At 58.8% G+C, this 26,519-nt stretch carries 24 protein-coding genes and 1 pseudogene (1 of these 25 cut by a window edge); 12 read left to right on the top strand and 13 right to left on the bottom strand.

Annotated features, from left to right (window positions below; translation table 11 throughout):
* Positions 1-9: 9 nt before the first annotated feature.
* Entirely contained in the window at positions 10-1,335 is a 1,326-nt protein-coding gene (locus ACTG2G_RS10615) for a 6-phospho-alpha-glucosidase (RefSeq protein WP_206665121.1), read from the bottom strand.
* On the bottom strand, positions 1,332-2,921 hold the full coding sequence (locus ACTG2G_RS10610) for an alpha-glucoside-specific PTS transporter subunit IIBC (protein ID WP_421387671.1): 1,590 nt from the start codon (positions 2,919-2,921) through the stop codon (positions 1,332-1,334). Before ACTG2G_RS10610 ends, ACTG2G_RS10615 begins: the two co-directional genes overlap by 4 nt.
* A gap of 95 nt (positions 2,922-3,016) precedes the next feature.
* Here ACTG2G_RS10610 and ACTG2G_RS10605 point away from each other — a divergent pair, with 95 nt between their 5' ends.
* The 3 genes from ACTG2G_RS10605 to ACTG2G_RS10595 all read left to right on the top strand — a co-directional run bounded on the left by ACTG2G_RS10605 (position 3,017) and on the right by ACTG2G_RS10595 (position 6,484).
* Positions 3,017-3,997 (top strand): IS5-like element IS5 family transposase, encoded by a 981-nt coding sequence (locus ACTG2G_RS10605; RefSeq protein ID WP_232093577.1) that lies wholly within the window; start codon positions 3,017-3,019, stop codon positions 3,995-3,997.
* Between the two features lie 405 nt (positions 3,998-4,402).
* Positions 4,403-5,110 (top strand): GntR family transcriptional regulator, encoded by a 708-nt coding sequence (locus ACTG2G_RS10600; protein ID WP_421313497.1) that lies wholly within the window; start codon positions 4,403-4,405, stop codon positions 5,108-5,110.
* A gap of 156 nt (positions 5,111-5,266) precedes the next feature.
* Positions 5,267-6,484 (top strand): 4Fe-4S binding protein, encoded by a 1,218-nt coding sequence (locus ACTG2G_RS10595; RefSeq protein ID WP_421387651.1) that lies wholly within the window; start codon positions 5,267-5,269, stop codon positions 6,482-6,484.
* A 122-nt stretch (positions 6,485-6,606) separates the two neighbouring features.
* Here the strand turns inward: ACTG2G_RS10595 and ACTG2G_RS10590 are convergent, their stop codons facing one another.
* A complete protein-coding gene (locus ACTG2G_RS10590) occupies positions 6,607-7,371 on the bottom strand; it encodes an EAL domain-containing protein (protein ID WP_439985409.1) in 765 nt (254 codons plus the stop codon).
* Between the two features lie 647 nt (positions 7,372-8,018).
* Here ACTG2G_RS10590 and ACTG2G_RS10585 point away from each other — a divergent pair.
* The 3 genes from ACTG2G_RS10585 to ACTG2G_RS10575 are packed head-to-tail and all read left to right on the top strand — an operon-like array spanning position 8,019 to position 8,742.
* Positions 8,019-8,402 carry a hypothetical protein gene (locus ACTG2G_RS10585; RefSeq protein WP_439985408.1) on the top strand — a complete coding sequence of 128 codons (384 nt, stop codon included), beginning with the start codon at positions 8,019-8,021 and terminating at the stop codon, positions 8,400-8,402.
* A 34-nt stretch (positions 8,403-8,436) separates the two neighbouring features.
* Positions 8,437-8,598, top strand: coding sequence for a hypothetical protein (locus ACTG2G_RS10580; protein WP_439985407.1), 162 nt, complete (start codon positions 8,437-8,439; stop codon positions 8,596-8,598).
* Between the two features lie 3 nt (positions 8,599-8,601).
* Entirely contained in the window at positions 8,602-8,742 is a 141-nt protein-coding gene (locus ACTG2G_RS10575; RefSeq protein WP_162516126.1) for a hypothetical protein, read from the top strand.
* A gap of 79 nt (positions 8,743-8,821) precedes the next feature.
* On the opposite strand, the gene glyS is transcribed toward ACTG2G_RS10575, so the two are convergent.
* Entirely contained in the window at positions 8,822-10,891 is a 2,070-nt protein-coding gene (gene glyS, locus ACTG2G_RS10570; protein ID WP_439985406.1) for a glycine--tRNA ligase subunit beta, read from the bottom strand.
* A 9-nt stretch (positions 10,892-10,900) separates the two neighbouring features.
* Positions 10,901-11,824: a glycine--tRNA ligase subunit alpha gene (gene glyQ / locus ACTG2G_RS10565; protein WP_005339464.1), complete on the bottom strand. Its 924-nt coding sequence runs from the start codon at positions 11,822-11,824 to the stop codon at positions 10,901-10,903.
* 222 nt (positions 11,825-12,046) lie between these two features.
* Between glyQ and ACTG2G_RS10560 the strand changes: the two genes are divergently transcribed.
* The gene (locus ACTG2G_RS10560) at positions 12,047-12,619 is read left to right on the top strand and encodes a DNA-3-methyladenine glycosylase I (protein ID WP_439985405.1); all 573 of its coding nucleotides are present in this window, start codon (positions 12,047-12,049) and stop codon (positions 12,617-12,619) included.
* Positions 12,620-12,748: 129 nt separating this feature from the next.
* On the top strand, positions 12,749-13,405 hold the full coding sequence (locus ACTG2G_RS10555) for an OmpA family lipoprotein (protein WP_005339468.1): 657 nt from the start codon (positions 12,749-12,751) through the stop codon (positions 13,403-13,405).
* Between the two features lie 144 nt (positions 13,406-13,549).
* On the opposite strand, the gene ACTG2G_RS10550 is transcribed toward ACTG2G_RS10555, so the two are convergent.
* Positions 13,550-13,897: a RidA family protein gene (locus tag ACTG2G_RS10550; RefSeq protein WP_429205768.1), complete on the bottom strand. Its 348-nt coding sequence runs from the start codon at positions 13,895-13,897 to the stop codon at positions 13,550-13,552.
* Between the two features lie 21 nt (positions 13,898-13,918).
* Positions 13,919-14,164 carry a sulfurtransferase TusA gene (gene tusA, locus ACTG2G_RS10545; protein WP_005339470.1) on the bottom strand — a complete coding sequence of 82 codons (246 nt, stop codon included), beginning with the start codon at positions 14,162-14,164 and terminating at the stop codon, positions 13,919-13,921.
* Between the two features lie 169 nt (positions 14,165-14,333).
* Between tusA and ACTG2G_RS10540 the strand changes: the two genes are divergently transcribed.
* Positions 14,334-14,525 carry a hypothetical protein gene (locus ACTG2G_RS10540; protein WP_005339471.1) on the top strand — a complete coding sequence of 64 codons (192 nt, stop codon included), beginning with the start codon at positions 14,334-14,336 and terminating at the stop codon, positions 14,523-14,525.
* A gap of 75 nt (positions 14,526-14,600) precedes the next feature.
* On the opposite strand, the gene ACTG2G_RS10535 is transcribed toward ACTG2G_RS10540, so the two are convergent.
* The 6 genes and pseudogenes from ACTG2G_RS10535 to ACTG2G_RS10510 all read right to left on the bottom strand — a co-directional run bounded on the left by ACTG2G_RS10535 (position 14,601) and on the right by ACTG2G_RS10510 (position 23,760).
* On the bottom strand, positions 14,601-15,839 hold the full coding sequence (locus tag ACTG2G_RS10535) for an ABC transporter substrate-binding protein (RefSeq protein ID WP_439985404.1): 1,239 nt from the start codon (positions 15,837-15,839) through the stop codon (positions 14,601-14,603).
* Positions 15,840-15,843: 4 nt separating this feature from the next.
* Entirely contained in the window at positions 15,844-17,289 is a 1,446-nt protein-coding gene (locus ACTG2G_RS10530; RefSeq protein WP_005339474.1) for an ATP-binding protein, read from the bottom strand.
* Positions 17,286-18,008, bottom strand: a complete 723-nt coding sequence (locus ACTG2G_RS10525) for a response regulator (protein WP_005339475.1) — start codon at positions 18,006-18,008, stop codon at positions 17,286-17,288. The genes ACTG2G_RS10530 and ACTG2G_RS10525 overlap by 4 nt, the downstream gene beginning before the upstream one ends.
* Before the next feature lie 278 nt (positions 18,009-18,286).
* On the bottom strand, positions 18,287-19,450 hold the full coding sequence (gene fadA, locus ACTG2G_RS10520) for an acetyl-CoA C-acyltransferase FadA (RefSeq protein ID WP_005342451.1): 1,164 nt from the start codon (positions 19,448-19,450) through the stop codon (positions 18,287-18,289).
* 21 nt (positions 19,451-19,471) lie between these two features.
* A pseudogene (gene fadB / locus ACTG2G_RS10515) lies at positions 19,472-21,618 on the bottom strand (fatty acid oxidation complex subunit alpha FadB).
* Between the two features lie 204 nt (positions 21,619-21,822).
* Positions 21,823-23,760 (bottom strand): acetoacetate--CoA ligase, encoded by a 1,938-nt coding sequence (locus ACTG2G_RS10510; protein ID WP_439985403.1) that lies wholly within the window; start codon positions 23,758-23,760, stop codon positions 21,823-21,825.
* 191 nt (positions 23,761-23,951) lie between these two features.
* Here ACTG2G_RS10510 and pepQ point away from each other — a divergent pair, with 191 nt between their 5' ends.
* The 3 genes in view from pepQ to ACTG2G_RS10495 are tightly spaced (at most 36 nt apart) and all read left to right on the top strand, a layout consistent with a single transcriptional unit that may run on beyond the window.
* On the top strand, positions 23,952-25,274 hold the full coding sequence (pepQ, locus tag ACTG2G_RS10505; protein ID WP_040069888.1) for a Xaa-Pro dipeptidase: 1,323 nt from the start codon (positions 23,952-23,954) through the stop codon (positions 25,272-25,274).
* Positions 25,274-25,891 (top strand): YigZ family protein, encoded by a 618-nt coding sequence (locus ACTG2G_RS10500; protein ID WP_335813142.1) that lies wholly within the window; start codon positions 25,274-25,276, stop codon positions 25,889-25,891. The genes pepQ and ACTG2G_RS10500 overlap by 1 nt, the downstream gene beginning before the upstream one ends.
* A 36-nt stretch (positions 25,892-25,927) precedes the next feature.
* Positions 25,928-26,519, top strand: partial view of a TrkH family potassium uptake protein gene (locus tag ACTG2G_RS10495; RefSeq protein ID WP_439985402.1) — the 5' end (the start) only. Its footprint extends 866 nt past the window's final position; 592 of the gene's 1,458 nt are visible here — the first part of the coding sequence; it begins with the start codon at positions 25,928-25,930; the stop codon falls past the right edge of the window.

The following is a 26,519-nucleotide window of genomic DNA, read 5'->3' as shown; positions in this document are numbered from 1 at the left end:
ATGGGCGGGTTATTTCAGTTCCGGCCAGTAGGCTTTGTTGGCCTCTATCAAGTCATCGAGAATGGACTTGGCCACCGATGCACTGGGCACTGTCTTGGAGAGGGTGATGGCTTGCCACAGCTTCTGGTAAGAGTGCTCGACCCAGGCTTCGACCACCAGTTTCTCGACCGCGACCTGCTGACCCATCATGCCCTGCTGGAACAGCGGGATGCTGCCCACCTGTAGCGGCTCTGGCCCGCTGCTGCCGACCAGGCAGGGGATCTCGACCATGGCTTCCGGGTCAAAGTTGGGGATGGCGCCGCGATTGGGAACGATCAGCAGCATCCGCTCCTGAGTGTTGAAGGCGATGGCGGTTGCCAGGTCAACGATATAGGAGGCGTGTTCATCGATCTCCAGCTCGCCCGCTGCTGAATTGCCTGCCTTGACGATGTCGCTACAGGCGGTGAAGACCTGCTTCTCGCGGTGCTCCATCACCTCGTTGGCGCGGGTGTGTTCCGGGTTGGAGTGGGCCACCACATAGTCCGGGTAGAGGTAGTACTTCAGATAGGTGTTGGGCAGGGTATCCGGGTCGAGCGCCCACACATCCTTTGCCTTGGCGAAGGTATCGTTCCAGCTTGCTTCGGCATGGCTGGCGCTATTGGGCACATAGCCGTGGCGGGCGACGTGCTCCTTGATCTTCGGCATCAGGTCGTTACCTTCCAGATCCTCGATGCGGGTCCACCAGCCAAAGTGGTTGAGGCCGTAATAGCGTACCCGCATCTCTTTGCGGGATTTGAGACCGGCAATCTGGGCCATGCGCCCCTCGATCCCGATCGGCATGTCGCAGATGTTGAGGATTTTGGCGTTGGGACGCAGGCGACGGGTCGCTTCGGCCACAATGGCGGCCGGGTTGGAGTAGTTGAGCATCCAGGCATTGGGTGAGTACTGCTCCATATAGTCGACCAGCTCCAGCACTCCGCCGATGGAGCGCATGCCGTAGGCGATACCGCCCGGGCCGCAGGTCTCCTGACCGACCACCCCATGACGCAGCGGGATCTTCTCGTCCAGCTCGCGCATCGGATATTTGCCAACCCGGATATGGGCCATGACGAAATCTACATCGCTAAACGCTGCTTTGGGGTCGGTGCCATAGCTGAAGGCGATCTCGGGAGCCTTCTCTTTCAGCAGGATTTTGCAGGCTTCGGCGATGATCTCCTGACGGGCACCATCGTTGTCGTAGAATTTGATCTCCTTGAGCGGGAAGCGATGTTGATTTTCCAGCAACATCAGAACGATACCAGGAGTAAAAGTGCTGCCACCACCGGCAATGACTACAGAGAATTTTTTCATGATCATGACTCCATTACTAAAGACGATTGTTGATGACTGTTGTTCATAATCGATTCCATATTTTCACGTACCTGAGGTACATGCAGACCGATAATTACCTGGATACTATCGCCATGGCGGACGACCCCATGGGCACCCAATTTAATAAACTCCTCATCTGCTGCTGCCAGCTTGCTGTTAACCAACGATATTCTTAAGCGGGTGGCGCAGTTATTCAGACTGCGTATGTTTTTGACTCCACCAAGCGCCTCGATAATTTGTGTTGCACTATCACTGCCACGCTGGTTTTTGGCTGCCTGATAATCTGATTTTGAATAAAGCTTTATTTCACTTTCTTCCCGCCCCGGTGTTTTAAGATTGAGCCTGATAATCAGCGCGCGGAATATCAGGAACCAGATGCCGGTAAAGACCAACCCGATAGCGATCTGGGTGAACATCATTCCCGCATGGTTGTGGAACATGGGTATCCAGTTCTGCGGCAGGAACTGGTCGAGCAGACCTCCACCCATGTTGCCGACCACACCAAACAGGTACATCACAGTCGACATGGTGGCTGCCAGCAGGGCGTGGATGGCAAACAGCAACGGCGAGATGAAGAGGAAGGTGAACTCCAGCGGCTCGGTGATGCCGACCAGAATAGCGGTCAGGGTGGCCGGGATCAGCAGGCCTGCCACCTTGGCCTTGTTCTCTTTGGCTGCCGTGGCATAGATGGCCAGAGCAATCCCCATGGCACCGAAAATCTTCGAGTTGCCGTGCAGGGCAAAACCACCCTGAGGGAACTGTTCAATCAGCGGGCGAGTGCTCTGGCTGAACTCCAGCATGTGCTGCGCCCAGTAGAGTTGAATGCCCCCCTCTACTGCCGCTGGGCCGAAGATGAATGGGCCGTAGATAAAGTGATGCAGGCCGGTCGGGATCAAAATCCGCTCGAGGAAGGTGTATACCCACACCCCGACCGGACCCGAGACCAGCATGAAATTCTGCAGGGAGGCGATGCCCATCTGTACTTTTGGCCAGCCAAGCAGGGTCAGCCAGGCGCAGGGGATCATCACGAAGAAGGCGACAATGGTGACAAAGGAGCTGCCCTGAAAGATGCCGAGAAAGACCGGCAGTTGGCGATCAAACAGGCGGTTGTGCAGTGCCGTCACGATGCCGGAGATGACGATGGCCCCTATGATGCTGGTATCCAGGGTTTTGATCCCCGCCACCATGGCGAGGCCACTTTCACCCCCCACATCCTGACTGAAGTCGACCCCGAAATAACTGCCCCAGGTCATTCCCATGGCGTTGATAAAATAGTTCCAGGTCATGAAACTGACCAATACAGCCAGACAAGCTCTGGCTTGTGCCTTATTTGCCAGACCGATTGGCAGGCCAATCGCAAATATGAGCGGCATATTTCTGAATACTGTCCAGCCACCCTCTTCAATAATATGGATGATCTGGAAGAATAATCCTTGTGGGTTTGCCAGTGATTCACCGACAAACATCGGGTTTTTCAGCATAATTGCAATGCCTACTACCATACCTGCAAAAGGAAAAAGCAGTACAGGAGTGAACATTGCTCCGCCAAAACGTTGAATTTGACTGAGCATATATTGTCCCTTGGTTGAAATAGCTAAGGAAGGTGCGAACAAGTCCCTGATATGAGATCATGTTTGTCATCTGGAGCCATGGAACAGGGTTCATCATGAGTCATCAGCTCACCTTCGCCGACAGTGAATTCAGCAGTAAGCGCCGTCAGACCAGAAAAGAGATTTTCTTGTCCCGCATGGAGCAGATTCTACCATGGCAAAACATGGTGGAAGTCATCGAGCCGTTTTACCCCAAGGCTGGTAATGGCCGGCGACCTTATCCGCTGGAAACCATGCTACGCATTCACTGCATGCAGCATTGGTACAACCTGAGCGATGGCGCGATGGAAGATGCTCTGTACGAAATCGCCTCCATGCGTCTGTTTGCCCGGTTATCCCTGGATAGCGCCTTGCCGGACCGCACCACCATCATGAATTTCCGCCACCTGCTGGAGCAGCATCAACTGGCCCGCCAATTGTTCAAGACCATCAATCGCTGGCTGGCCGAAGCAGGCGTCATGATGACCCAAGGCACCTTGGTCGATGCCACCATCATTGAGGCACCCAGCTCGACCAAGAACAAAGAGCAGCAACGCGATCCGGAGATGCATCAGACCAAGAAAGGCAATCAGTGGCACTTTGGCATGAAGGCCCACATTGGTGTCGATGCCAAGAGTGGCATGACCCACAGCCTAGTCACCACCGCGGCCAACGAGCATGACCTCAATCAGCTGGGTAATCTGCTGCATGGAGAGGAGCAATTTGTCTCAGCCGATGCCGGCTACCAAGGGGCGCCACAGCGCAAGGAGCTGGCCGAGGTGGATGTGGACTGGCTGATCGCCGAGCGCCCCGGCAAGGTAAGAACCTTGAAACAGCATCCACGCAAGAACAAAACGGCCATCAACATCGAATACATGAAAGCCAGCATCCGGGCCAAGGTGGAGCACCCATTTCGCATCATCAAGCGACAGTTCGGCTTCGTGAAAGCCAGATACAAGGGGTTGCTGAAAAACGATAACCAACTGGCGATGTTATTCACGCTGGCCAACCTGTTTCGGGCGGACCAAATGATACGTCAGTGGGAGAGATCTCACTAAAAACTGGGAATAACGCCTTAAATGGCGAAGAAACGGTCTAAATAGGCTGATTCAAGGCATTTACGGGAGAAAAAATCGGCTCAAACATGAAGAAATGAAATGACTGCGTCAGCCGAGAAGAATTTCCCCGCTTATTCGCACCTTCCCTAATCGAATCCTTGCCGGTGTTGCCAGATGCAAATTAGCAACGATAAAAAGAGACCTCATGAAATATCTTGGAATAATGTGATCTGACGCATGCAGTTATTTAGACAAAGATGTCTAACTTTTGCGATATTGTTGTACCTCTTGGTTTCGTGATGTTCTTGCAGCTTTAGTTGAAAGTTAAGTTATTGTTTTTAAGCAATTTAGCCACTTGATTAAGAATAAGATGGTTGGCGTTGTGACCACAGGAGATGTCTAGCAGTGATCTATAAATCGGTGGCTGATCGACTCAGGATCAGGGTAAACGGTGCCGAGTGCCGGGTGGGAGATGTGTTGCCGGGCGAAAAAGCGCTGGCAGAACAGTATGGCGTCTCCCGCATGACCATTCGCAAAGCGGTAGACATGTTGATCGAGTGGGGATTGGTCGAGCGGCGCCACGGCAGCGGCACCTATGTGACGAAAAAGGATGTCCAGCATGAGACCAAAGGGCTGAGCGGGTTTACCGAACTGATGCGCGAGCAGGGGCGCACGTTGACCAGCCAGGTGTTGGAGTTTCGCACTATGCCTGCGCCACCGGCCATCGCCAGTCAGCTGAGGGTGAAGGTGAATGAGCCCGTCTATTACTCCAGCCGGATCCGCTCGGTGGATGGTCGGGCTCTGCTGCTGGAAGAGAGCTATATGCCGGTCAGACTGTTTCGCAATCTGTCGGTCGCCCATCTGGAAGGGTCCAAATTCGACTACATCGAACGGGAGTGCGGCATCGCGATTGCGGGTAACTATGAGTGCTTCAGTGCCGTGCTGGCGGATCGGGTTACTGCCGAGCTGCTCCATATCGAGCAGGGGGCCCCTATCCTGCGGCTCACCTCGCTCTCATACAGCGAGAGCGGAGAGTTCCTCAACTACTCCATCATGTTCCGTAATGCCAACGACTATCACGTTGACTACCACCTCCACCGTGCCCGCGGCTAGTGCCTGGCTGATGAGGCAGCGTGTCGTTGAAAGAGGGGAGAGCCTGCGAGGGAGGCATTGGCCATAACTCCTCCCTCGGCCCATGCAGATCAAAATAATCAACTCAAATGTTAGTTATCCTTGCTGCCGGATCCGGATGTAGGCAGTGGGGGATGCATGAGCGTGATTGAAGCGATAACCATGGTGGCCGGTATGGTTTATCTGGTGTTGTTGGCGTGGCAGGTGCGCACCGGCTGGCCGGGGCGTCTTGCGCTCGGCCTGCTGGGGCTGGTCTGGTTGCTGGCGGCCGACAGCCTGCTCTGGCTCGCACTGGGGACGGTCACCGCCGTGCTTGCCCTCCGGCATCAGAGGCGGCCGCTGCCCGTGTTCGGGGCGATCGACAGTCAGCAGTTGCGGGCAGGCACTCGCCATCTGCTGCTGCTCTGCTGGGGGCTGGTCACAGTGCAATACAGCCTGCATATCTGGCAGTTGGGACAGGGGATGAGCCCCTGGCTGGTGCGTCCGGACGTGGTGGATGCCTTCCTGCCCATCGCCGGTGGCCTCGGGCTGCGGGCCTGGTTCGCGCAGGGGTTGGTGGATCCCCACCATCCGGCGGCCACCGTCACCGTACTGGTACTCTCCCTGTCGGCCCTGCTGCTGGGGCGGGCGTTCTGTGCCTGGTTCTGTCCGCTCGGGCTGGTGGGGGAATGGCTGTATGGCCTGCGCCACCGGTTGCTGCCGGGGGAGTGGAGCCCGCCGCGCTGGCTGGATCTTGCCCTGCGCACCCAGAAATTTCTGGTGCTCGGCTTTCTGCTCTTCATCATCCTGCTGGCGGTGCCGGCTGCTGCCCTGCCCGGCTACTTCACCAGCCCCTACCATCAGGCGGCGGATATGAAGATGGGGGCCTTCTTCTTCAACCTGACCCTGATCTCGGGTCTGTGCCTCGGCTGGGTGTTGCTGCTTACCGCGACCTTTCGTCAGGGATTCTGCCGCTACCTCTGCCCCTATGGCGCCTGGCTCGCCCTGCTGGGGCTACTGACGCCGCTGCGCATTCGCCGTGACCCGGCCCGCTGCCTGCGAAGCCAGGGTCATGACTGCGACAAGTGCAGCCGGGCCTGTCCATCGCGCATTGCGGTGCACCAGCTTATTGCGGTACGCAGCCTGGAGTGCACCGGCTGCCTGAGCTGCGTGGCCGCCTGCCCCAAGCGGGTCGAGGCCCTGCACCTTGGCAGCAAGGTGAAGCGGCTTGCACCAAGCCGTTTGCTGGGGCTGCTCTGCCTGTTGCTGCTGGTGCTGCCGTTGCTCGCGTATGGCCTGCTGGAGATCTGGGTTAGCCAGACGCCGCTGGCGATACGGGCTCACCTGCTGCAACTGTTGCCACAGCTGACCCATTAACCGGGGAGGGTGACTGTGTAACCATGGCGCAAGGTCACAGGGTATGCACATGGACACCCTCGGGTGTCCGTTTTCTTATTCGGGCGGGTGTGGGTTGAGGGGGGCAGTGCAGACCGACTGGCTTACAGGCTGGCGAAATCCACTTCGGGCAGGGTTTCAAAGCCGGGGCGGGCAAACAGATAGCCCTGCATCAGGCTGATGCCCATCTCCCGCAGGCAGGCCATCTCTTCGCGGGTTTCGGTCCCCTCCGCCAGCGGGGTGATCTGCAACTCGGCAAGCAGGGCCAGACTGTGGCGCACTATGGCTTGCCGGGTCGGGTCATGGTCGATGCCGCGCAGCAGGTGCATGTCGAGCTTGACGATGTCGGGGCGAAAATCGGCCAGCAGGCTGAGGCCCGAGTAACCGGCGCCAAAGTCATCGATCGCCGTCTTGAAGCCGAGCGCCTGATAGTGATCGACGATGCCGCGAATATGGCGGTTATCCAGCACCTGCTCCACCTCGGTGAACTCGAACATGATCTGCTCGATGGGAAAGAGATGCTCACGGGCCGCCTGCAGGGTGGTGCGGATGCAGCGCTCCGGGCGGTAGACCGCATTGGGCAGAAAGTTGATGCTCAGCATGCCCCGCATATCGAGGCGGGCGGCCAGCGCGATGGCCTTGATCCGGCACAACTGGTCGAAGCGGTAGCGATTGCCGTCGTTGACCCGGGCAATCACGCTCTGCGCCGGCTCGTTGTTGAGCCCCCGCACCAGCGCCTCATAGCCGAAGATGGTGCGCTTGCTGCAATCGACGATGGGCTGAAAAGCCATGGTGAAGTCGAAATCGAGATCGGCTTTCTCCTGACACAGCTGGCAGATGGCGGGGGACGGGGCGGCAGGTATATCCATGACTCTCCTCTCGGGGCGTGGCGGCGCTGGGGACTGTCTCAAATGACAACAGCTCGGCTCAGTCGGCAGGGTTTTTTCCCGGTAATACGCAGCCACTCCCCCTGAGGTACCAAACGTTACCCCGTTTTCTGCAAGATATACGGCAAGGACTGGCGCGGATGGCCTCGCTTGTTTGCCAGAGATCGGGCGATGCCCCGCAGGCACCCGTAAACACCGCTGGTGGCCGCCAACTCCGCCAAGGTAGTCGGCATAAACAGAATTTATGGGTTTTCGGATCATGACCCAATTTTTACTTATGCATGCTTGTTGTGTGTCCTGATGCCGCTAATTGGCCCGTCCACCACCCGCAAGGGGCAATGGCCGATCTTGATCAACCGGCATAGAGCGCCAGCCACCGTCCTGTAGGTTCGATTAGCGCAGCGTAATCGGACGAACGAGAGGCTTTGGTTGCGGTTGTTGCCGCGTAGCAAAGGTGGCCAGCCGGAGGGAGAAATGCGGCTGGCTGTTATGGCGGGAGAAACCATTTACGCGAACGTCCGATTACGCCTGACGGCTAATCGAACCTACGAGCTAAAAATTGACAGTTGTTAACAAACTTATTAAGAGGTATGTTATTGTAATTTAATGTTTAATTAAAAGGTGTTTATGTGAGTGAGTCACAACAGAACAATAGCAGCGAGCAAGGCCCATCAAGTGAAATGCTAATGCGTTTTGAATTGTTTTGCACTACAAGGCTTGAAACAGATAAAAGCATTCTTGCGTTATCTACTGCTGGACTTGGATTAATAGTAACCTTGTTGACCAGCTCACATATAAAAGATTTTTATACATTGTTAATATTTATTCTCGCAGCATTTTTTTTCCTAAGTTGTATCGTTGCTATATTATGGATTTTTGATGAGAACGCTTCATATATTGCGAATCCTGATGCTGATGGCAGTAAACTTACAAAGCTAGATTTAGTTGCTAAGATTACTTTTTCGATAGGGATTTTTTTTGACTTTATGTGCTTCTGCAAATGTATCGATTAATAACGTCAAGCGTAATATTAAGGAGGAGGTCGAAATGACAGATAAAAAATCAAGTGAGAATAACAAAGGGACAGAAGTGAATGTAACGAAGAAAATTTTTATTGGGGATAGTTGGGAGGGCGCAAATGCAATTTTGTCACAACCAAACAATACCAAAAAAGTACCAGAGAGCAATGATAGTGCGAAAAAGGAATGAGCTATGACAATTCAATATATGGTTTCACAGCATGATGATGATGATGTAATTAAAAAAAGTTGGGGTGGGGCAAATTCAATTCTTGAGCGCCAACCGACTAGACAACAAAATGAAAAAGAAGATACCAAAGATACTGATGAATGAAACCATAGTATTGAAGGTAATATAGTCAGAAAAACGGCGCCTTACGGCGCCGTTTTTTATATCACTCACCCAACCAAGATCACTGCAGCAGGGAGATATCCGCCACTTGCAGGAACAGGTTGCGCAGGTTGTTCAGCAGTGCCAGACGGTTGGCCTTGAGGGCTTCGTCGTCGGCCATCACCATGACTTCGTTGAAGAAGGTATCGACCGGCTCGCGCAGGGCGGCCAGACGGGTGAGGGCAGCCTGATAGTCACCGGCAGCGAACAGCGGAGCCAGTTCGGCTTGCAGTTCGGCAACCTGGGTGGCCAGCGCCTTCTCGGCGGCATCGACCAGCAGTTCCGGTTTGACGGCAGTCGGCAATTCGCCTTCGACCTTGGCCAGAATGTTGCTCACGCGCTTGTTGGCGGCAGCCAGTGCCAGTGCGGCATCCAGCGTGCGGAAGTGGCTGACGGCCTTGACGCGACGATCGAAGTCGAGCGGACGGGTCGGGCGGCGGGCCAGTACGGCCAGCACCACGTCGGCACCGATGCCTTCGTCCTGATAGGCTGCGCGGAAGCGGCCCAGCATAAAGTCGACCACGTCGGTAACGACGGTTTTGTTGGTCAGCTTGTCGCCGTAGACGCGTACCGCTTCTTCAACCAGTTCAACCAGATCCAGATCCAGCTGCTTCTCGGTCATGATGCGCAGGGCACCGATGGCGGCGCGACGCAGGGCGAACGGGTCCTTGTCACCCTTCGGCAGCATGCCGATGCCGAAGATACCGGCCAGGGTGTCGAACTTGTCGGCCAGCGCGACGGCGCAGGCAACCAGACCGGACGGCAGGGCATCGCCGGCAAAGCGCGGCATGTACTGCTCGTTGAGGGCCACGGCCACTGCTTCGTCTTCGCCATCGTGACGGGCGTAGTGCATCCCCATGACACCCTGGGTGTCGGTGAACTCGCCGACCATGTTGGTCATCAGGTCACACTTGGAGAGCAGACCGGCACGCTTGGCCTGAGCCACGTCGGCACCGATACGTTCGGCGATAAAGCCGGCGACGGTCTCGATGCGCTCGACCTTGGCCTTGACGGTGCCCAGCTGTTGCTGGAACAGCACGGTTTCAAGGCGCGGCAGGCGGGAGGCTAGGGTCTGCTTGAGGTCGGTCTTGAAGAAGAACTCGGCGTCAGAGAGACGGGGGCGAACCACCTTCTCGTTGCCGCTGATGATCTGGCTCGGGTCTTTGGACTCGATGTTGGTGACGAAGATGAACTTCGGCAGCAGCTTGCCGTTCTTGTCGTAGACCGGGAAGTACTTCTGGTCACCCTTCATGGTGTGCACCAGCGCTTCAGCCGGCACGGCCAGGAACTTCTCTTCGAAGTTGGCAGTCAGCACCACCGGCCACTCGACCAGTGCGGTCACTTCTTCCAGCAGGGCGTCGTCCAGATCGGCCACGCCACCAAAGGCGGCTGCGGCCGCTTCGACGTCAGCCTTGATCTTGGCCTTGCGCGCCATAAAGTCGGCAATCACCATGCCGCGCTCCTGCAGGATCTGCGGGTACTGGCTGGCGTTGTCGATGGTGAACTCGCTCTCGCCCATAAAGCGGTGGCCGCGGATGGTGCGGGCAGAGTCGATACCCAGAATGTGAGCGGGCACCAGCTCGCCATCCAGCAGCAGGGTCACGGTGAAGACCGGACGCACGAACTGGATGGTCTTGTCGCCCCAGCGCATCATTTTCGGGATGGGCAGCTTGGCCAGTGCTTGGCTAACCAGCTCACCCAGCAGATCGACAGCCGGACGGCCTTCGACCTTGGCGGTGTGAACCAGCCACTCACCCTTGTCGGTGACCAGACGCTCGGCCTGCTCAACGGTAATGCCGTTGCCACGGGCCCAGCCTTCGGCAGCCTTGGTCGGCTTGCCTTCGGCATCGAACGCCTGAGACACGGCCGGGCCGCGCTTCTCGACGCTCTTGCTCGGCTGTTCGCCAGCCAGCTCGCTTACCTTCAGCGCCAGACGGCGCGGTGAGGCAAACCACTCGACGTCGCCAAAGGCCAGATCGGCCTTGGTCAGTTCGGCTTTGAAGTTGTCGGCAAAGGCTTCGGCCAGGGAGCGCAGGGCTTTGGGCGGCAGCTCAGCAGTACCGATCTCTACCAGAAATGTATGTTGTGCCATGTCCGTTCCTTAACCTTGCTTGTTCTCACTGCGCTGACACATAGGGAAGCCCAGCGCTTCGCGGGAGGCGTAGTATGCCTCTGCCACGGCCTTGGTCAGGGTGCGAATGCGCAGGATGTAGCGCTGACGCTCGGTGACCGAGATGGCCTTGCGGGCATCCAGCAGGTTGAAGGAGTGAGCGGCTTTGAGGATGCGCTCGTAGGCAGGCAGCGGCAGCGGTTTTTCCAGTGCCAGCAGATTCTGGGCTTCCTTCTCGTACTGCTCGAAGCAGTGGAACAGGAACTCCACATCGGCGTGTTCGAAGTTGTAGGTGGATTGCTCCACTTCGTTCTGGTGGAACACGTCGCCGTAGGTGGTCTTGCCCAGCGGGCCGTCAGACCAGACCAGATCGTAGACGCTGTCCACGCCCTGAATGTACATGGCCAGACGCTCGAGACCGTAGGTGATCTCGCCGGTAACCGGCTTGCACTCGAGGCCGCCAACTTGCTGGAAGTAGGTGAACTGGGTCACTTCCATGCCGTTCAGCCACACTTCCCAACCCAGACCCCAGGCACCCAGCGTCGGGTTTTCCCAGTTGTCTTCCACGAAGCGGATGTCGTGGATTTCAGGATCCATACCCAGCTCTTTCAGGGAGCCCAGATAGAGTTCCTGAATGTTGTCGGGGGAAGGCTTGATGATCACCTGGAACTGGTAGTAGTGCTGCAGGCGGTTCGGGTTTTCACCGTAGCGGCCGTCAGTCGGACGGCGGGACGGTTGCACGTAAGCGCAGGCGATGGGCTCCGGGCCCAGGGCACGCAGACAGGTCATGGGGTGGGAAGTACCGGCACCCACTTCCATATCCAGCGGCTGAATGATGGTACAGCCCTGGCGGGACCAATAGTCCTGCAGCTGCAGGATCAGGCCCTGAAAGGTTTTGACATCGAATTTTTGCATAATTTTTTTCGCGCGAAATGAAAATCAGAGCAAGATTTGCTGAATGTGAACCGAGGGAGTATACCGTCTGGCATGGTCGGATAATAGGCGAAATTGCAGCGGATTCGCGGGATTGCGCTGCGCCCTGGCTGGTCGGGCGGGATGTCCGGTATATGATGTGAGCAGTGCCGCCTGTAGAGTGGGCAGGGTCGGGCAAACCGCTGAAATAACGAGGGAGAGGAAATGGAACTGCGCTGCGCCTGGGTGACCAAGGACCCGGAATACATTGAATACCATGACAAACAGTGGGGCAGGCCAGTCTATGACGCTCGCGAGCTGTTTGCCAAGCTCTGCCTCGACGGCCAGCAGGCGGGGCTGTCGTGGATCACCATCCTCAAGCGCACCGAGAGCTATTACCGCGCCTATGCCGACTTCGATCCGGTGCGCATCGCGCAGTTCGATGAGCAGGATGTGGAGCGGCTGATGCAGGACAGCGGCATCATCCGCAACCGACTCAAGGTGCAGTCGATCATCAGAAATGCCCGCGCTTATCTGGCGCTGCAGGAGCAGGGGATCGACTTCGCCGACTACCTGTGGGGCTTTGTTGGCGGTGCCCCCATCGTCAACCAGCGGCAGGGCAACGGCGATATTCCGGCGACTTCGCCGGAGTCGGATGCCATGTCGAAAGCGCTCAAAAAGCTTGGCTTCAATTTCGTCGGCAGCACCATCTGTTACGCCTTTATGCAGGCGGTGGGGATGGTGAACGATCATCTGGTCAGCTGTCCTTGCCACGCCGAGTGTCAATTACCGCGCTGACAGCCCGCCGATTGGCCAAAAAAACACCACTCTCGCCATCTGTTCAGGCTTGCGTCAGACAATGGCGTGCCAGCGCGTTACAATCCGGCCCCCGGCATGGTGCCGGATTGTTTTCACAGAGGTTTTTTCATGCGAGCCAAGATCCTGGTGCCTGCTCTGGCACTGACCGTTGCCCTGAGCGGCTGTACCACCAACCCCTACACAGGTGAATCCCAGACCTCCAAAGGTGCCTGGGGCGCGCTGGCTGGCGCCGCTGCCGGTGCGGCCGTAGGTGCGCTCTCCTCCAGCAAGGGTGACCGCAAGAAGGGCATCCTGACCGGCGTTGCTGCCGGCGCGGCCTTGGGTGGCGGTATCGGCTACTACATGGACGTGCAGGAAGCCAAGCTGCGCGAGAAGCTGCAGGGCACCGGCGTCAGCGTGACCCGTAATGGCAATGAGCTGATCCTCAACATGCCGAACAACGTGACCTTCGACAGCTCCAGCTCCCAGCTGAAAGCGGCCGGTGCCAACACCCTCTCCGGCGTGGCCATGGTGGTTGCCGAGTTCGACAAGACCCGCCTGAACGTGGTCGGTCACACCGACAGCACAGGTTCCCGCGATCTGAACATGAAGCTCTCCCGCGATCGTGCCGATGCCGTTGCCGCCCAGCTGATTGGTCAGGGCGTAGCAGGTAGCCGCATCTCCACCACCGGCGTAGGCCCGGATCAGCCGGTTGCTACCAACAGCACCGCCGCTGGCAAAGCCCAAAACCGCCGCGTGACCATTACCCTGACCCCGACCGCCTAAGTCGTTCAGGTCTCGGTAACGAAAAGGCCCCGCCAGTAATGGCGGGGCCTTTCTATTGGAGCCGTGGCGAGCAATGACGCCTTGTTGTTTGCTCCCTTCTCCCCTCGTGGGAGAAGGGGCGGGGATGAGGGGGATAAGCGCCTCTTAGACAGCCGCTGTCAGCTGTACTTCGACCTTGTAGCCTTCGTGGGCCAGACGGGCTTGTACACAGGCGCGTACGGGGGCGGTGCCAGCCGGGATCCAGGCATCCCACTGCTCGTTGAAAGCGGCGATATCGCCAATGTCTTTCAGATAGATGTTGGCCATCAGGATTTTGTCGACGCCGGAGCCGTTGGCTTCCAGCAGGCGCTGCAGGCTTGCCAGCACTTCGCGGGTCTGCTTGTGGATGTCGGCCTCTTCGCTGACGGGCACTTCCACCACGTAGAGGGTGCCATTGTGGATGACCACGTCTGACCAACGCTGGGTGGTGCCGATTCGGGTAATGGTTGTCATGGAGTGCTCCGGTACGGGGGCTTATTGACCCTTGCGGATCAGATAGCGGTAGGGGGCCTGCTCTGTCTCGCTGGCGACCAGGGTGTGATCCATAAAGCGGCAGAAACTGGGGATGTCGCGGGTGGTTGAAGGATCGTCGGCACTGACCAGCAGGGTCTCGCCATCCGCCATCAGCCGCACTTTCTTGCGAACCATCATAACGGGTTCCGGGCAACGAAGCCCGATTGCGTCCAACTCGTGAGTTGCGCCGCAGAATAAATCACTCATCTATTATCAACCTTCAACCTATTCGGCTGCCAATGATACTCAGGGCTAAAAAATAATCAAACAAACGACCCATTCACCAGCATATGTAACCGAAATGTTATTCAACCCTATCCAGCTTGCGCCGGACGAGTAATATAAAAATTGAACCATATTCAACAAGGAGGTGAATATGCAGGTCTCCTACGGCAGATTACAGGCCTATGCAGGCATGGGGTTCTTGTCCTTCGCCATGATAGTGATGGGCAGTCCGATCGGGAATACCGGTACCTGGTTCGGCTCCATGGTGATGGTCGGGTTGGGGCTCTGGATCGAGCTCAGCGATTACTATGACGAGGATGAGGACGAGAACGATCAATCCTGAATCGGATGACGATTCAACAACAAAGGCGGAGCAATTCCGCCTTTGTCATTTCTGCCGTTTGGTAATGTGCCCGGATCAGCGGGTCGAGCGCATCGCCCGCTCCAGATGCAGCGCCGTCTGCTCCGGGTTGGCCTTGGGGTCGTTGAAGAAGTTGCTCAGCACATCGAGGATCGCCTGCCGCATATTGGTCGGCGTCGCCATCCCTTCCGCCATGCTGGGCAGCAGGTTGTCCTGCTTTTCCGCCAGCAGGAAATCCTGATAGGAGCGGACGGCGCAACGGTCGAACTTGCTCATGTCGGGATTGGTCAGCGCCGGGATCGATCCCTTCACCCGGTTGAACTCTGCCTGGAATTGCGGCGTCATCAGCAGCTGGGCAAGATCCCCTTGCGCCTGCAGCTGGGCCGGATCCCGCTGTTTGAACATGGCGATGGAGTCGAGGTTGTAGCTGAACAGTCCGGAGCTGCCCGGGCTCGGCAGACAGGCGATATCCTCACCCGGCCGGTAGTTGCCCGCGCTCAGCTCCCCTTTCACCCAGTCCCCCATCACCTGCATGGCGGCGCCACCGCTCTCCAGCAGATTGGTGGCCTGATGCCACTTCAGACCGGCGTATTTTTGCGGCACATAGGCGCGCAGCTGCTGGAAACGGGTCAGCACCCGCACCATGTCGGGGCCGGTCAGGGTGGCGCTGTCCTGCTCGAGGAACGCCTTGCGATAGAATTCTTTACCGCCCTCACCGAGCGCCACTGTTTCAAACAACACCGCCAGCTGCCAGGGCTCGTTACCGATGGCGAGCGGGGTGATGCCCCGTTTTTTAAGCTGGTCGGCGACGGTGACAAACTGGGCCCAGTCGGTGGGTGGAGTCAGCTTGTTGCGCTCGAAGATCTTGCGGTTGAGCCACAGCCAGTTGACCCGGTGGATGCCGGTGGGCACCGCCATCAGGGCGCCATTCTGGCTGAGGGTGGCACGCACCATGGGCGGCATCTGGCTGTACCAACCGAGGTGTTCGGCCATCGGGCTGAGATCGCGCAAAAAGCCGAGCCCGGCCCACTCCTTGAGCTCATAGCCCTTGAGGTGGGCCGCTTCGGGCGGGTTGGCGGCCAGTGCCCGGCTTTTCAATACCGTCATGGCACTCTTGCCGCCGCCGCCCTGCACTGCAAAGTCGTTCCATTGGTTGCCCTGTTTGGTCCACTCGGATTTGAGCACTTCGACCGCTTTCGCTTCGCCGCCGGACGTCCACCAGTGCAGTACCTCCACCTGGGAGGCGGCAACGGGAGCAGAGAGCAGGGCGATGACAGAAAAAGACAACCACTTCATAAGGTTACTGCCTTGGTAGGGAGAGCGTGGCCTGCAGGCCACCTTGCGGACGGTTTTCCAGCACCAGATCGCCGCCGTGGGCGTGGGCTATGTTGCGGGCGATGCCAAGGCCGAGGCCGGTGCCAGCCTGATCCGTGCTGAGCCGGTAATAGGGTTCGAAGATGCGCTCGAACTGATCGTCCGGCAGGCCGGGGCCCTCATCCATGATGAAGAGGATCAGCATCTCCTCGTCATCCATGATGATGATGCGCACCCGCTGGCCATATTTGATGCCGTTGTCCACCAGATTGCCGATGCAGCGTTTGAGCGCCAGCAGCTTGCCGCGATAGGGCCACTTGCAGTGGCCTTCGATGGTCAGCCGCTCGTCGTGCAGGTTCATCGACTCCGCCATCTGCTCAAGCAGGGCGTTGATATCGATCTCCTCGATATTCTCGTGAATGTCGGTCTCTTTGACCGTCTGCAGCGCTCCTTTCACCATCAGCTCCAGTTCGTCGAGATCCTTGTTGAACTTGGCGATTTGCACCTCGTCGTCGAGCAGTTCGACCCGCAGTCGCAGCCGGGTGATGGGGGTCTTGAGGTCGTGGGAGATGGAGCTGAACAGCCGTTCCCGATCATCGATATAACGGCGAATGCGGTGCTGCATGATGTTGAAGGCGCGGGTGGCCGCCACGATTTCCGACGCCCCTTCCTCTTTGAGCGAAGGCTGGTCGATATCCTTGCCCAGATTGACCGCCGCCTTGGCGAGACGGCGCAGCGGGCGGGTCTGCCAGCGCACCAGCATAAAGGTGAAGAAGCAGAGGAACACCGTCATCAGGGCGATGAAACGCACCTGGTTGCTCGGCATCACGGTATCGTCGAGGGTCATGTAGGGGGCGGGCAGCAGGGCCGCCAGATAGAGCCACTCCCCCTTTTCAATCTCGATCTGGGTCACCAGCACCGGTGGATTGAGCGGTTCCAGCGACAGGGTGTAGCGGGCCCAGGAGGAGGGGAGATCTGCCAGCAAGGTGTCGTTGTTGAAGACGTGGAGGTCATCGGGTCGGGAGAAATCCACCTTGATCGCCATGGCATCGGAGAGCTTGCGGGTCAGCACTCCCTGAACCTCCTCCAGCACCTGCGTCTTGCGTTCGCTGTCGGGGATGGCGTTGATGTGGATCTCTTCCTCGTTGAGCGAGACGAAGAAGCGGCTGCCCCCCATGTTGCGCAGTTGGTCCAGCGCGATATGGCGATACTGCAGCGGCAGGGATTTGAAGAAGTTGACGGTGGAAGCGGCAGACATGGCGAGGTTGCGGGTGGTGCTGAGCATCCCCTCCAGTTCCCGCTTCTGGATCTGCTGCATCCAGATGCCGGTCAGAATGGTCTGGGAGAGCAGGATGGCCAGCAACAGCAGCAGGATCATCCGTGACAACAGGGAGCGGGGCACCAGCGCCCCCCAGGACCACTTGTTGCTCATGGCAGCTCGTGCACCTCGGCGATCAGCATGTAGCCACTGCCGCGAATGGTCTTGATGATGCGCGGGCTCTTGCCGTTGTCGCCCAGCTTCTGGCGCAGACGGCTGATCTGTACGTCGATACCGCGCTCCATCGGCAGGCTTTCGCGGCCGCGGGTGGCATCCGAGATGGTGTCCCGATCCAGCACCACGCCGGGCTGTTGCAGGAACATGCCGAGCAGCATGGCGTCGCTGCCGGAGAGATCCAGCAGGCTGCCATCATCATGGGTCAGCTGGTGGCTCAGGGTGTCGAGGGTCCACTCGGCAAAACGCAGGCGGCGGCTCGGCTCTTTCTCTTTTTCCGGCTGGCGGAATTCGGCGCGGCGCAGCAGCGCCTTGATGCGGGCCTGCAGTTCGCGGGGGCTGAACGGCTTGGCGATATAGTCGTCGGCGCCGAGTTCCAGACCGATCACCCGATCCGCTTCGTCGGAGGCGGCGGTCAGCATGATGATGGGCACCTGGGAGTCACGACGGATCTGCTGGCAGAGGGTAAAACCGTCCTCGCCGGGCATCATGATGTCCAGAATAATCAGGTCCGGGCTGTGCTGGGCGAGTTGCTGACGCATCTCGTTGCCCTCCGCCGCCGTCAATACCTGAAAGCCCGCCCGGGTCAGGTACTCATTGAGCAGCTCGCGGATCTCTTGGTCGTCATCGACGATCAGCAGTTGTTTGCTCATTGACATATGTATGTGCATCCACCCATTTTTTTGTGCAGATTGAACCTGTCGGGGGAGTAAAAAGCAAGCAAGCCCCCTATCTAATGTGAGGTTTAAGGCAATAACAGCCTATTGATAAGATTAAAACGAAAAAAGGCCGACCCAAACGGGACGGCCAACAGACAGCTTCTGACCACTGACGAGCACCCCGTGTGGCGATCGTCACAGACTTGAAAAGGGGCCAGTCAGACTGGCCCCGAAAAGGGACAACTCTCAGTAGTGCATCCCGTCGATCCGGCTGGTTATCACACCCGTTCAAATACGGTGGCGATGCCCTGACCCAGACCGATACACATGGTGGCAACCCCCAGGGTGGCATCCTTCTCCTCCATCAGATTGATGAGGGTGGTGGAGATGCGGGCGCCGGAGCAGCCGAGCGGGTGACCCAGCGCAATGGCGCCGCCGTTCAGGTTGACCTTCTCGTCCACCAGATCCTGCAGACCCAGATCCTTCACGCAAGGCAGAGACTGGGCGGCAAACGCCTCGTTCAGCTCGAACAGGTCGATATCACCGACAGTCAGACCGGCACGTTTGAGCGCCTTCTGGGTCGCCGGCACCGGGCCGTAACCCATGATGGCGGCGTCACAGCCGGCGATGGCCATGGCACGTACCTTGGCGCGCGGCGTGAGGCCGAGGGCCTTGGCGCGATCCGCGCTCATCACCAGCATGGCGGCGGCGCCATCGGACAGGGCCGAGGAGCTGCCGGCGGTGACGGTACCGTTGACCGGGTCGAACACCGGGCGCAGCTGGCTCAGGGTTTCAACCGTGGTCTCCGGACGGATCACCTCGTCGTAGTCGTAGAAGAAGCGGGCGCCGCTGGCGTCATGGCCTTCCAGCCCGACGATCTCCTTGGCAAAGCGCCCTTCCACTGTGGCGGCGTGAGCGCGGCGATGGGAGCGGGCGGCAAACTCGTCCTGCTGCTGGCGGCTGATGCCGTGCAGCTTGCCGAGCATCTCGGCGGTCAACCCCATCATGCCGGAGGCTTTCGCCACCGACTTGGCCATGCCGGGGTGGAAGTCAACGCCGTGGCTCATCGGCACGTGGCCCATGTGCTCGACGCCGCCGATGATGAAGATATCCCCATCACCCACCTGAATGGCGCGGGAGGCGTCGTGCAGCGCCTGCATGGAGGAGCCACACAGGCGGTTGACGGTAACCGCCCCTACCTGCTTCGGAATACCGGCCAGCAGCGCGGCGTTGCGGGCGATGTTGAAGCCCTGCTCCAGGGTCTGCTGCACGCAGCCCCAGTAGATATCCTCGATCTCGTTCGGGTCGAGGTTGGGGTTGCGCAGCAGGATGGACTTCATCAGGTGCGCGGACAGATCTTCTGCACGCACGTTGCGGAAGGCGCCGCCCTTGGACCGGCCCATCGGGGTCCGGATACAGTCGACAATGACTACGTCTTTCATGAATGGATCTCCTTTCCGCAATCAGTAGAAGGTTTTGCCCTGGGCAGCCATCTCGCGTAAGCGGTCGCTGACGCGGTAGAGCGGGCCCAAGTCGGCATACTGGTCGGCCATGGCCACGTAGCGATCCAGACCGATAGTGTCCAGATAGCGGAACACGCCGCCGCGGAAGGGAGGGAAGCCCAGACCGTAGACCAGTGCGATGTCGGCTTCGGCTGGCGTGGCAACAATGCCCTCTTCCAGACAGAGCACCACCTCGTTGATCATCGGGATCATCATGCGGGCGATGATGGCGTCCTTGTCGAAATCCTGTTTCGGCTTGGCGATGGGGGCCAGCAGCTCGTAGCTGGCGGCGTCAGCCACCTTCTTCGGCTTGCCCTTCTTGTCCTGCTCGTAGGCGTAGAAGCCCTTGCCGTTCTTCTGACCGAAGCGGTTCACTTCGTACATCACGTCGATGGCGGTGCGGCCTTCCTTGCTCATGCGTGCCGGGAAGCCCTGCGCCATCACGTCACCGGCATGGTGACCGGTGTCGATGCCGACCACGTCCAGCAGGTAGGCGGGGCCCATGGGCCAGCCGAACTCTTTCTCCATCACCTTGTCGACGGCGGCGAAGTCGGCGCCATCGGCAACCAGTTTGTTGAAGCCGAAGAAGTAGGGGAACAGCACGCGGTTGACGAAGAAGCCCGGGCAGTCGTTGACCACCACCGGGGACTTGCCCATGGCGGCGGCATAGGCCACCACGCGGTTGATGGTTTCATCGGAGGTTTGCTCGCCGCGGATGATCTCCACCAGTGGCATGCGGTGCACCGGGTTGAAGAAGTGCATACCGCAGAAGTTCTGCGGGCGCTTCAGCCCCTTGGCCAGCAGGGAGATTGGGATGGTGGAGGTGTTGCTGGCGAGCACTGCGTCTTCGCCAATGATCCCTTCCACTTCGCCCAGTACGGCGGCCTTCACTTTCGGGTTCTCGACCACGGCTTCGACCACCACATCCACATGCTTGACGTTGTCATAGCTGAGAGTCGGAGTGATGGCGGAGAGCACCTGGCCCATCTTGATGCCGTCGATGCGGCCCTTCTCGAGCTGGCCGTTGAGCAGCTTGGTGGCTTCGCCCATGCCAAGTGCCAGCGCCTTCTCATTGATGTCCTTCATCACCGCCGGAATGCCCTTGCTGGCAGACTGGTAGGCGATGCCGCCCCCCATGATGCCGGCACCCAGTACAGCAGCATGGCCAGTGGCCTTGCTCGCCTGCTTGGCCGCCTTCTTGGCCAGCGCCTTGATGTGCTGATCATTCAGGAAGATGCCGACCAGCGCCTTGGCGACATCGGTCTTGGCCAGTTTGATAAAGCCCTGCGCCTCAGCGACCAGCGCTTCGTCACGGCCCATGCCAGCAGCGGCTTCGACGGTTTTCACCGCAGTCATCGGCGCCGGATAGTGTTTGCCCGCCACGGCGGCAACCATGCCGGCGGCGGTGGTGAAGCTCATCATGGCTTCCAGTTTGGAGAGGCGCAGCGGCGCTTTCTTGGCGGCGCGGCGGCCTTGCCAGTCCAGCTTGCCCGCGATGGCGTCCTTGATCATCTGCAGCGCAGCGCTCTGCAGTGCGTCCGGGGCGACCACGGCGTCAATGGCGCCCACCTTGAGGGCGTCATCGGCACGGTAATCCTTGCCGGTGGTGATCCACTCGAGCGCGTTGTCAGCGCCGATCACCCTCGGCAGACGGACGGTGCCGCCAAAGCCCGGCATGATGCCGAGTTTGGTCTCGGGCAGGCCGATTTTGGCGCTGGTGTCGGCCAGACGGAAGTCGGTGGAGAGAATGGTCTCGCAGCCGCCGCCCAGAGCGTGGCCCTTGATGGCGGAGAGGGTCGGAACCGGCAGATCTTCGATGGCATTGAAGATGTCGTTGGCCTTTTTCAGCCAGCCGAGCAGATCTTCTTGCGGCAGATCGAACAGTTCCAGGAATTCGGTAATGTCGGCACCGACGATAAAGGCGTCTTTGCCGGAGGTGAGGATCAGACCTTTTAGTTCACGTTCTTGTTGTAATGCGGCGATCGCTTCGCTCAGGGAGAGCAGGGTAGCGCGATCCAGCTTGTTGATGAACCCGGGGCATCAAACCTCAGTTCGGCAATGCCGTTTTCGAGGTAGCTGACCGACAGGGTTTCGCCTTGGTAGATCATGAGAGTGTCTCCTTGTTCCCACTCAGTGGGGAGTGGTGCTCCTTAATCCCCAGCAGGGGGCGAGGCTCACTATTGATCCAAAAGGAGACATTTTCAACACCTATTTAAAACATTTGTTTAACAGTTCTCGAGTAAAAGCTCCTCATCACAAAACGGGCAAAAGAGAGGCGCCTTGTGGCGCCTCGGATGAATATGAGTTTGTTATCAACTGGCCAGTTCCGGCCGGTTGCGATACTGGTTAAGCACCTCGGGGTCGGCGAGGGCGTGGGTGTTGTTGACGGGCCGATTGTGTACCACTTCCCGCACCGCCAGTTCGACGATCTTGCCGGACTTGGTGCGGGGGATGGCATCCACCTGCAGGATGCGGGCGGGCACGTGGCGGGCGGTGCAGTGTTGCTTTATTTGCTGACGAATGCGCTCGCGCAGCGGTTCGTCCAGCCTGTAACCCGCCTTGAGCTTGACGAACAGCACCACCCGCTCGTCCTGCTGCCACTGCTGGCCGATGACAATGCTCTCCTCCACCTCGTCCAGCTGCTCGACATAGCGGTAAATCTCGCTGGTGCCGATGCGCACGCCGCCCGGGTTGAGGGTGGCGTCGGAGCGGCCATAGAACAGAATGCCGCCGGTCGGGGTCAGCTCGATCCAGTCGCCGTGACACCAGATGTTGTCGAACCGTTCGAAGTAGGCGGCGTGGTATTTGTCGCCATTTTCGTCGCCCCAGAAGTAGATGGGCTGAGCCGGGAACGGCTTGGTGCAGACCAGCTCGCCTTTCTCCCCCTGCACCGGCTGACCCGCTTCGTTGAATACCTGCACCGCGAGACCGAGGCCGCGCCCCTGACTCTCGCCGCGATAGACAGGGCTGAGGGGATTGCCGATGACGAAGCAGGAGCAGATGTCGGTGCCGCCTGAGATGGAGCTGAGCTGCACATCCTGCTTGATCTGCTGGTAGACGTAGTCGAACCCCTCCGGCGACAACACGGAGCCGGTGCTGCAGATCATCCGCAAGTGCGGCAAGTCGTGGGTCTTGATAGGGGCATAGCCTTGTTTATGCAACGCATCGAGATACTTGGCCGAAGTGCCGAACAAGCTGACCTGCTCGTCACGGGCGAGATCCCACAGCACGTTGCCATCCGGGTAAAACGGCGAGCCGTCATAGAGCACCAGGGTGGCGCCGGAGGCGAGGGCGCTCACCAGCCAGTTCCACATCATCCAGCCGCAGGTGGTGAAGTAGAAGATCCGTTCCCCCGGCTTGATGTCGCAGTGCAGCTGATGCTCTTTCAGGTGTTGCAGCAGGGTGCCGCCGATGCCGTGCACGATGCACTTGGGTTTGCCGGTGGTGCCGGAGGAGTAGAGGATATAGAGCGGGTCATTGAAAGCCATCGGCTCGAAGGTGAGCTGGGCATCGTGCTGGCTCGCCAGCAGTTGTTGCCAGTTGTGGCCAAGCTGCAGCGGGTTGCCGAGCAGGGGGATCATCACCGTTTGCTCTATGCTGCCGATCTGGCTCACCACGCTGGCGACCTTCTGTTGAATGTCGATAGCTTTGCCGTTGTAGCGATAGCCATCCACCGCAAACAGCACCCGCGGCCGGGTCTGGCCGAAGCGCTCTACCACGCTGGCCTCGCCAAAGTCGGGGCTGGTGGATGTCCAGATCGCCCCCAGACTGGTGGTTGCCAGCATGGCTACCACGGTTTCCGGGATATTGGGCAGATAGGCGGCAACCACATCGCCACGACCAATCCCCTGATTGCGCAGCCACTGCGCCAGCCGGGCAACCTGTTCCCCCAGTTCACCCCAGCTCAGGATGCGGCTTGGGCTACCTTCGATGCGGGAGATGATGGCCGGGCTCTCGTCCTGGCGGCGCAGCAGGTTTTCGGCGAAGTTGAGACGGCTGTCGGGAAACCAGCGGGTGCGCTGCATATCCTGACGGTTCTCCGCCACTATGTTGCCGAGCTCGCCCTTGACGCCGCAGTGCTGCCATACCAGCGGCCAGAAACGGGTGGTCTTCTCCACCGACCATTGATAAAGCTGCGGGTAGTTCTGCAACTGCAAGCCGTGGAAACGGTTCACCTCCGCCATAAAACGGTAGAGGTTGGATTGCTGCATCCCGAGCGGATCCGGTTGCCACAGGCAGAGGTTGTCCATGAGTAATCCCTGACTTCATGTATCTACCGGCAGTGTATTGAATTGTTTTTGATTTGTTAATAATTGGTTTTGTGTTGATAACAAACACGTTTGTAACGTATGCGTTACCTCACGAAGCGGCAGCTTGACGGGTCGAGCCGCCAAGCGCTTGATGTTATGCTGCAATCACATTCACCTCGGAGCAGGACGCCATGAGCAGCTACAGCCAACTTTTTGCCCAGCACCTCGATACCTTGCAGCAGCGCACCCGCGACATTCTGCAACAACAGGGGCTCAGCGGACTGGCCATCCACTCCGGCCAGACTCACCGCATCTTCCTCGATGATCAGGATTACCCGTTCAAGGTAAACCCCCACTTCAAGGCCTGGTTGCCGGTACTGGACAATCCCCACTGCTGGCTGCTGGTGGACGGGGTGAACAAACCAATCCTGCTGTTCTACCGCCCGGTGGATTTCTGGCACAAAGTGGCGGATCTGCCCAATGCCTTCTGGGTCGAGTTCTTCGATATCCGTTTCCTGACCCGGCCGGAACAGGTGGCCGACCATCTACCTGCCAACAAGCAGGAGTGGGCCTATCTGGGTGGCCATCTGGAAGTGGCTGAACTGCTGGGGCTGACCCAGCCCAATCCGGAGGCGGTGCTCAACTACCTGCACTATCACCGTGCCTACAAGACCCCCTACGAGCTGGAGTGTCTGCGCGAGGCGAACCGGATCGGGGTTCGCGGCCATATCGCCGCCAAGGACTCTTTTATGGCGGGGGCGAGCGAGTTCGAGATCAATCTGGCCTACATGAAGGCGGTCGGGCAGGGGGCCAATGAGGCACCCTACGGCAATATCGTCGCCATCAACCGCAATGCGGCCATCCTTCACTACACCCATTTGTCCGCCTTGCGGGTGCCCGATGCGGAGCGCCACTCCTTCCTGATCGATGCCGGCGTCGATTTTCATGGTTATGCCTCCGACATCACCCGTACCTGGGCGTGGCGGCGCGGTGAGTTTGCCGATCTGATTGCAGCCCTCGACGAGCAGCAGCAGGAGATCATCAAGGAGATCAAACCGGGTCGTCGCTACAGCGAGCTGCATCTGCAGATGCACCACAAGCTGGCGCGCCTGCTGCAAGCGACCGAGTTGGTGGATATGTCGGTGGACGAGATGATCAACACCGGGGTGACCAACGTCTTCTTCCCTCACGGCCTCGGCCACTTCCTCGGTTTGCAGGTGCACGATGCGGGCGGTTTCATGCAGGATGAGCGCGGCACCCATCTGGCGGCGCCCGAGCTGTTTCCCTATCTGCGCTGTACCCGGGTGATGGAGGTGGGTCAGGTGTTCACCATCGAGCCGGGGCTCTACTTCATCAACAGTTTGCTGGAGCCGCTGCGTCAGGGCGAACAGGGCAAACGGGTCAACTGGAACAAGGTGGAGGCGTTGCGACCATTTGGCGGCATCCGCATCGAAGACAACATAGTGCTGCACGCCAACGGGGTGGAGAACATGACCAGACAAGCAGGGCTCTGATGGCGGCAGCGTACTCCATTCCGGCTGTCCCGCTGGAGTTGACCGAAGAGATAAAGAAGAGTCGCTTCATTACCCTGATCGCCCACACCCCGACCGTCGAGGCGGCCAAGGGGTGGGTCAACGAGATCAAACGCCAACATCCGGCCGCTCGCCATCACTGCTGGGCGTTTGTGGCGGGCGCGCCGCAAGATAGTCAGGTTTATGGCTTCAGCGATGACGGCGAACCGTCCGGTACCGCGGGCAAGCCGATCCTGGCCCAGTTGATGGGCTCGGGGCTCGGTGAAATCTGCGCCGTGGTGGTGCGTTACTACGGCGGCATCCAGCTTGGTACCGGTGGACTGGTCAAAGCCTATGGGGGCGGCGTCGGTGCCGCCCTCAAGCAACTGCCCACCCTGCTCAAGGTGCCACGCACTCCCTCTCTTATTCACTGCGATTACGGTGACATGGGGACGGTCGAGTCGCTGATCAGCAGTCACAATGGCGAATTGCTGGCGGCGGATTACGGTCAGCAGGTCACCTTGCAGGTGGCGTGGGAGTCCTCGGTTTGGGCTCAGGTGGACCGTGAATTGACCGACCGGACTCATGGGCGGGTATCCCTCAGCCCCTTAGATGGCTAGAATCCATCGCTCTTTAATTGGGGAAAGGGAGCTGTAATGCACATTCTGAGCATTATTCGCATTGTTGGCCTGCTGGTTGCGCTGTTCAGCTCGACCATGCTGTTGCCTGCACTGGTGGCCTTTGGCTATCGGGATGGTGGTGGTGCCGAGTTCGTCAGCTCTTTTCTGATCGCCCTGCTGCTCGGCGTGGTGCTCTGGTTTCCCAATCGCTACCACAAGAAGGAGATGCGCTCGAAAGAGGGCTTTCTGATTGTGGTGCTGTTCTGGACCGTGTTGGGCAGTGTGGGGGCTGTGCCCTTCATCATGAGCGATGTGCCGGACATGTCGGTCTCGGAGGCCTTCTTCGAATCTTTTTCCGGCCTGACCACCACAGGGGCAACGGTACTGACCGGGCTCGATAACCTGCCCAAGGCGTTTCTGTTCTACCGCCAGCTGCTGCAGTGGCTGGGGGGGATGGGGATCATCGTACTGGCGGTGGCCATTCTGCCACTGCTGGGTATCGGGGGCATGCAGCTCTATCGTGCCGAGATCCCGGGGCCGGTAAAGGATACCAAGGTGACGCCGCGCATCGCCGAAACGGCCAAGGCGCTCTGGTTCATCTATCTGCTGCTGACCGCGCTCTGTGCGC

Source organism: Aeromonas sp. 55A (genome assembly GCF_051919665.1).
GTDB lineage: Bacteria > Pseudomonadota > Gammaproteobacteria > Enterobacterales > Aeromonadaceae > Aeromonas > Aeromonas veronii.
Note: the sequence above shows the minus strand (reverse complement) of the source record. Positions and strands in the feature narration are given on the sequence as shown.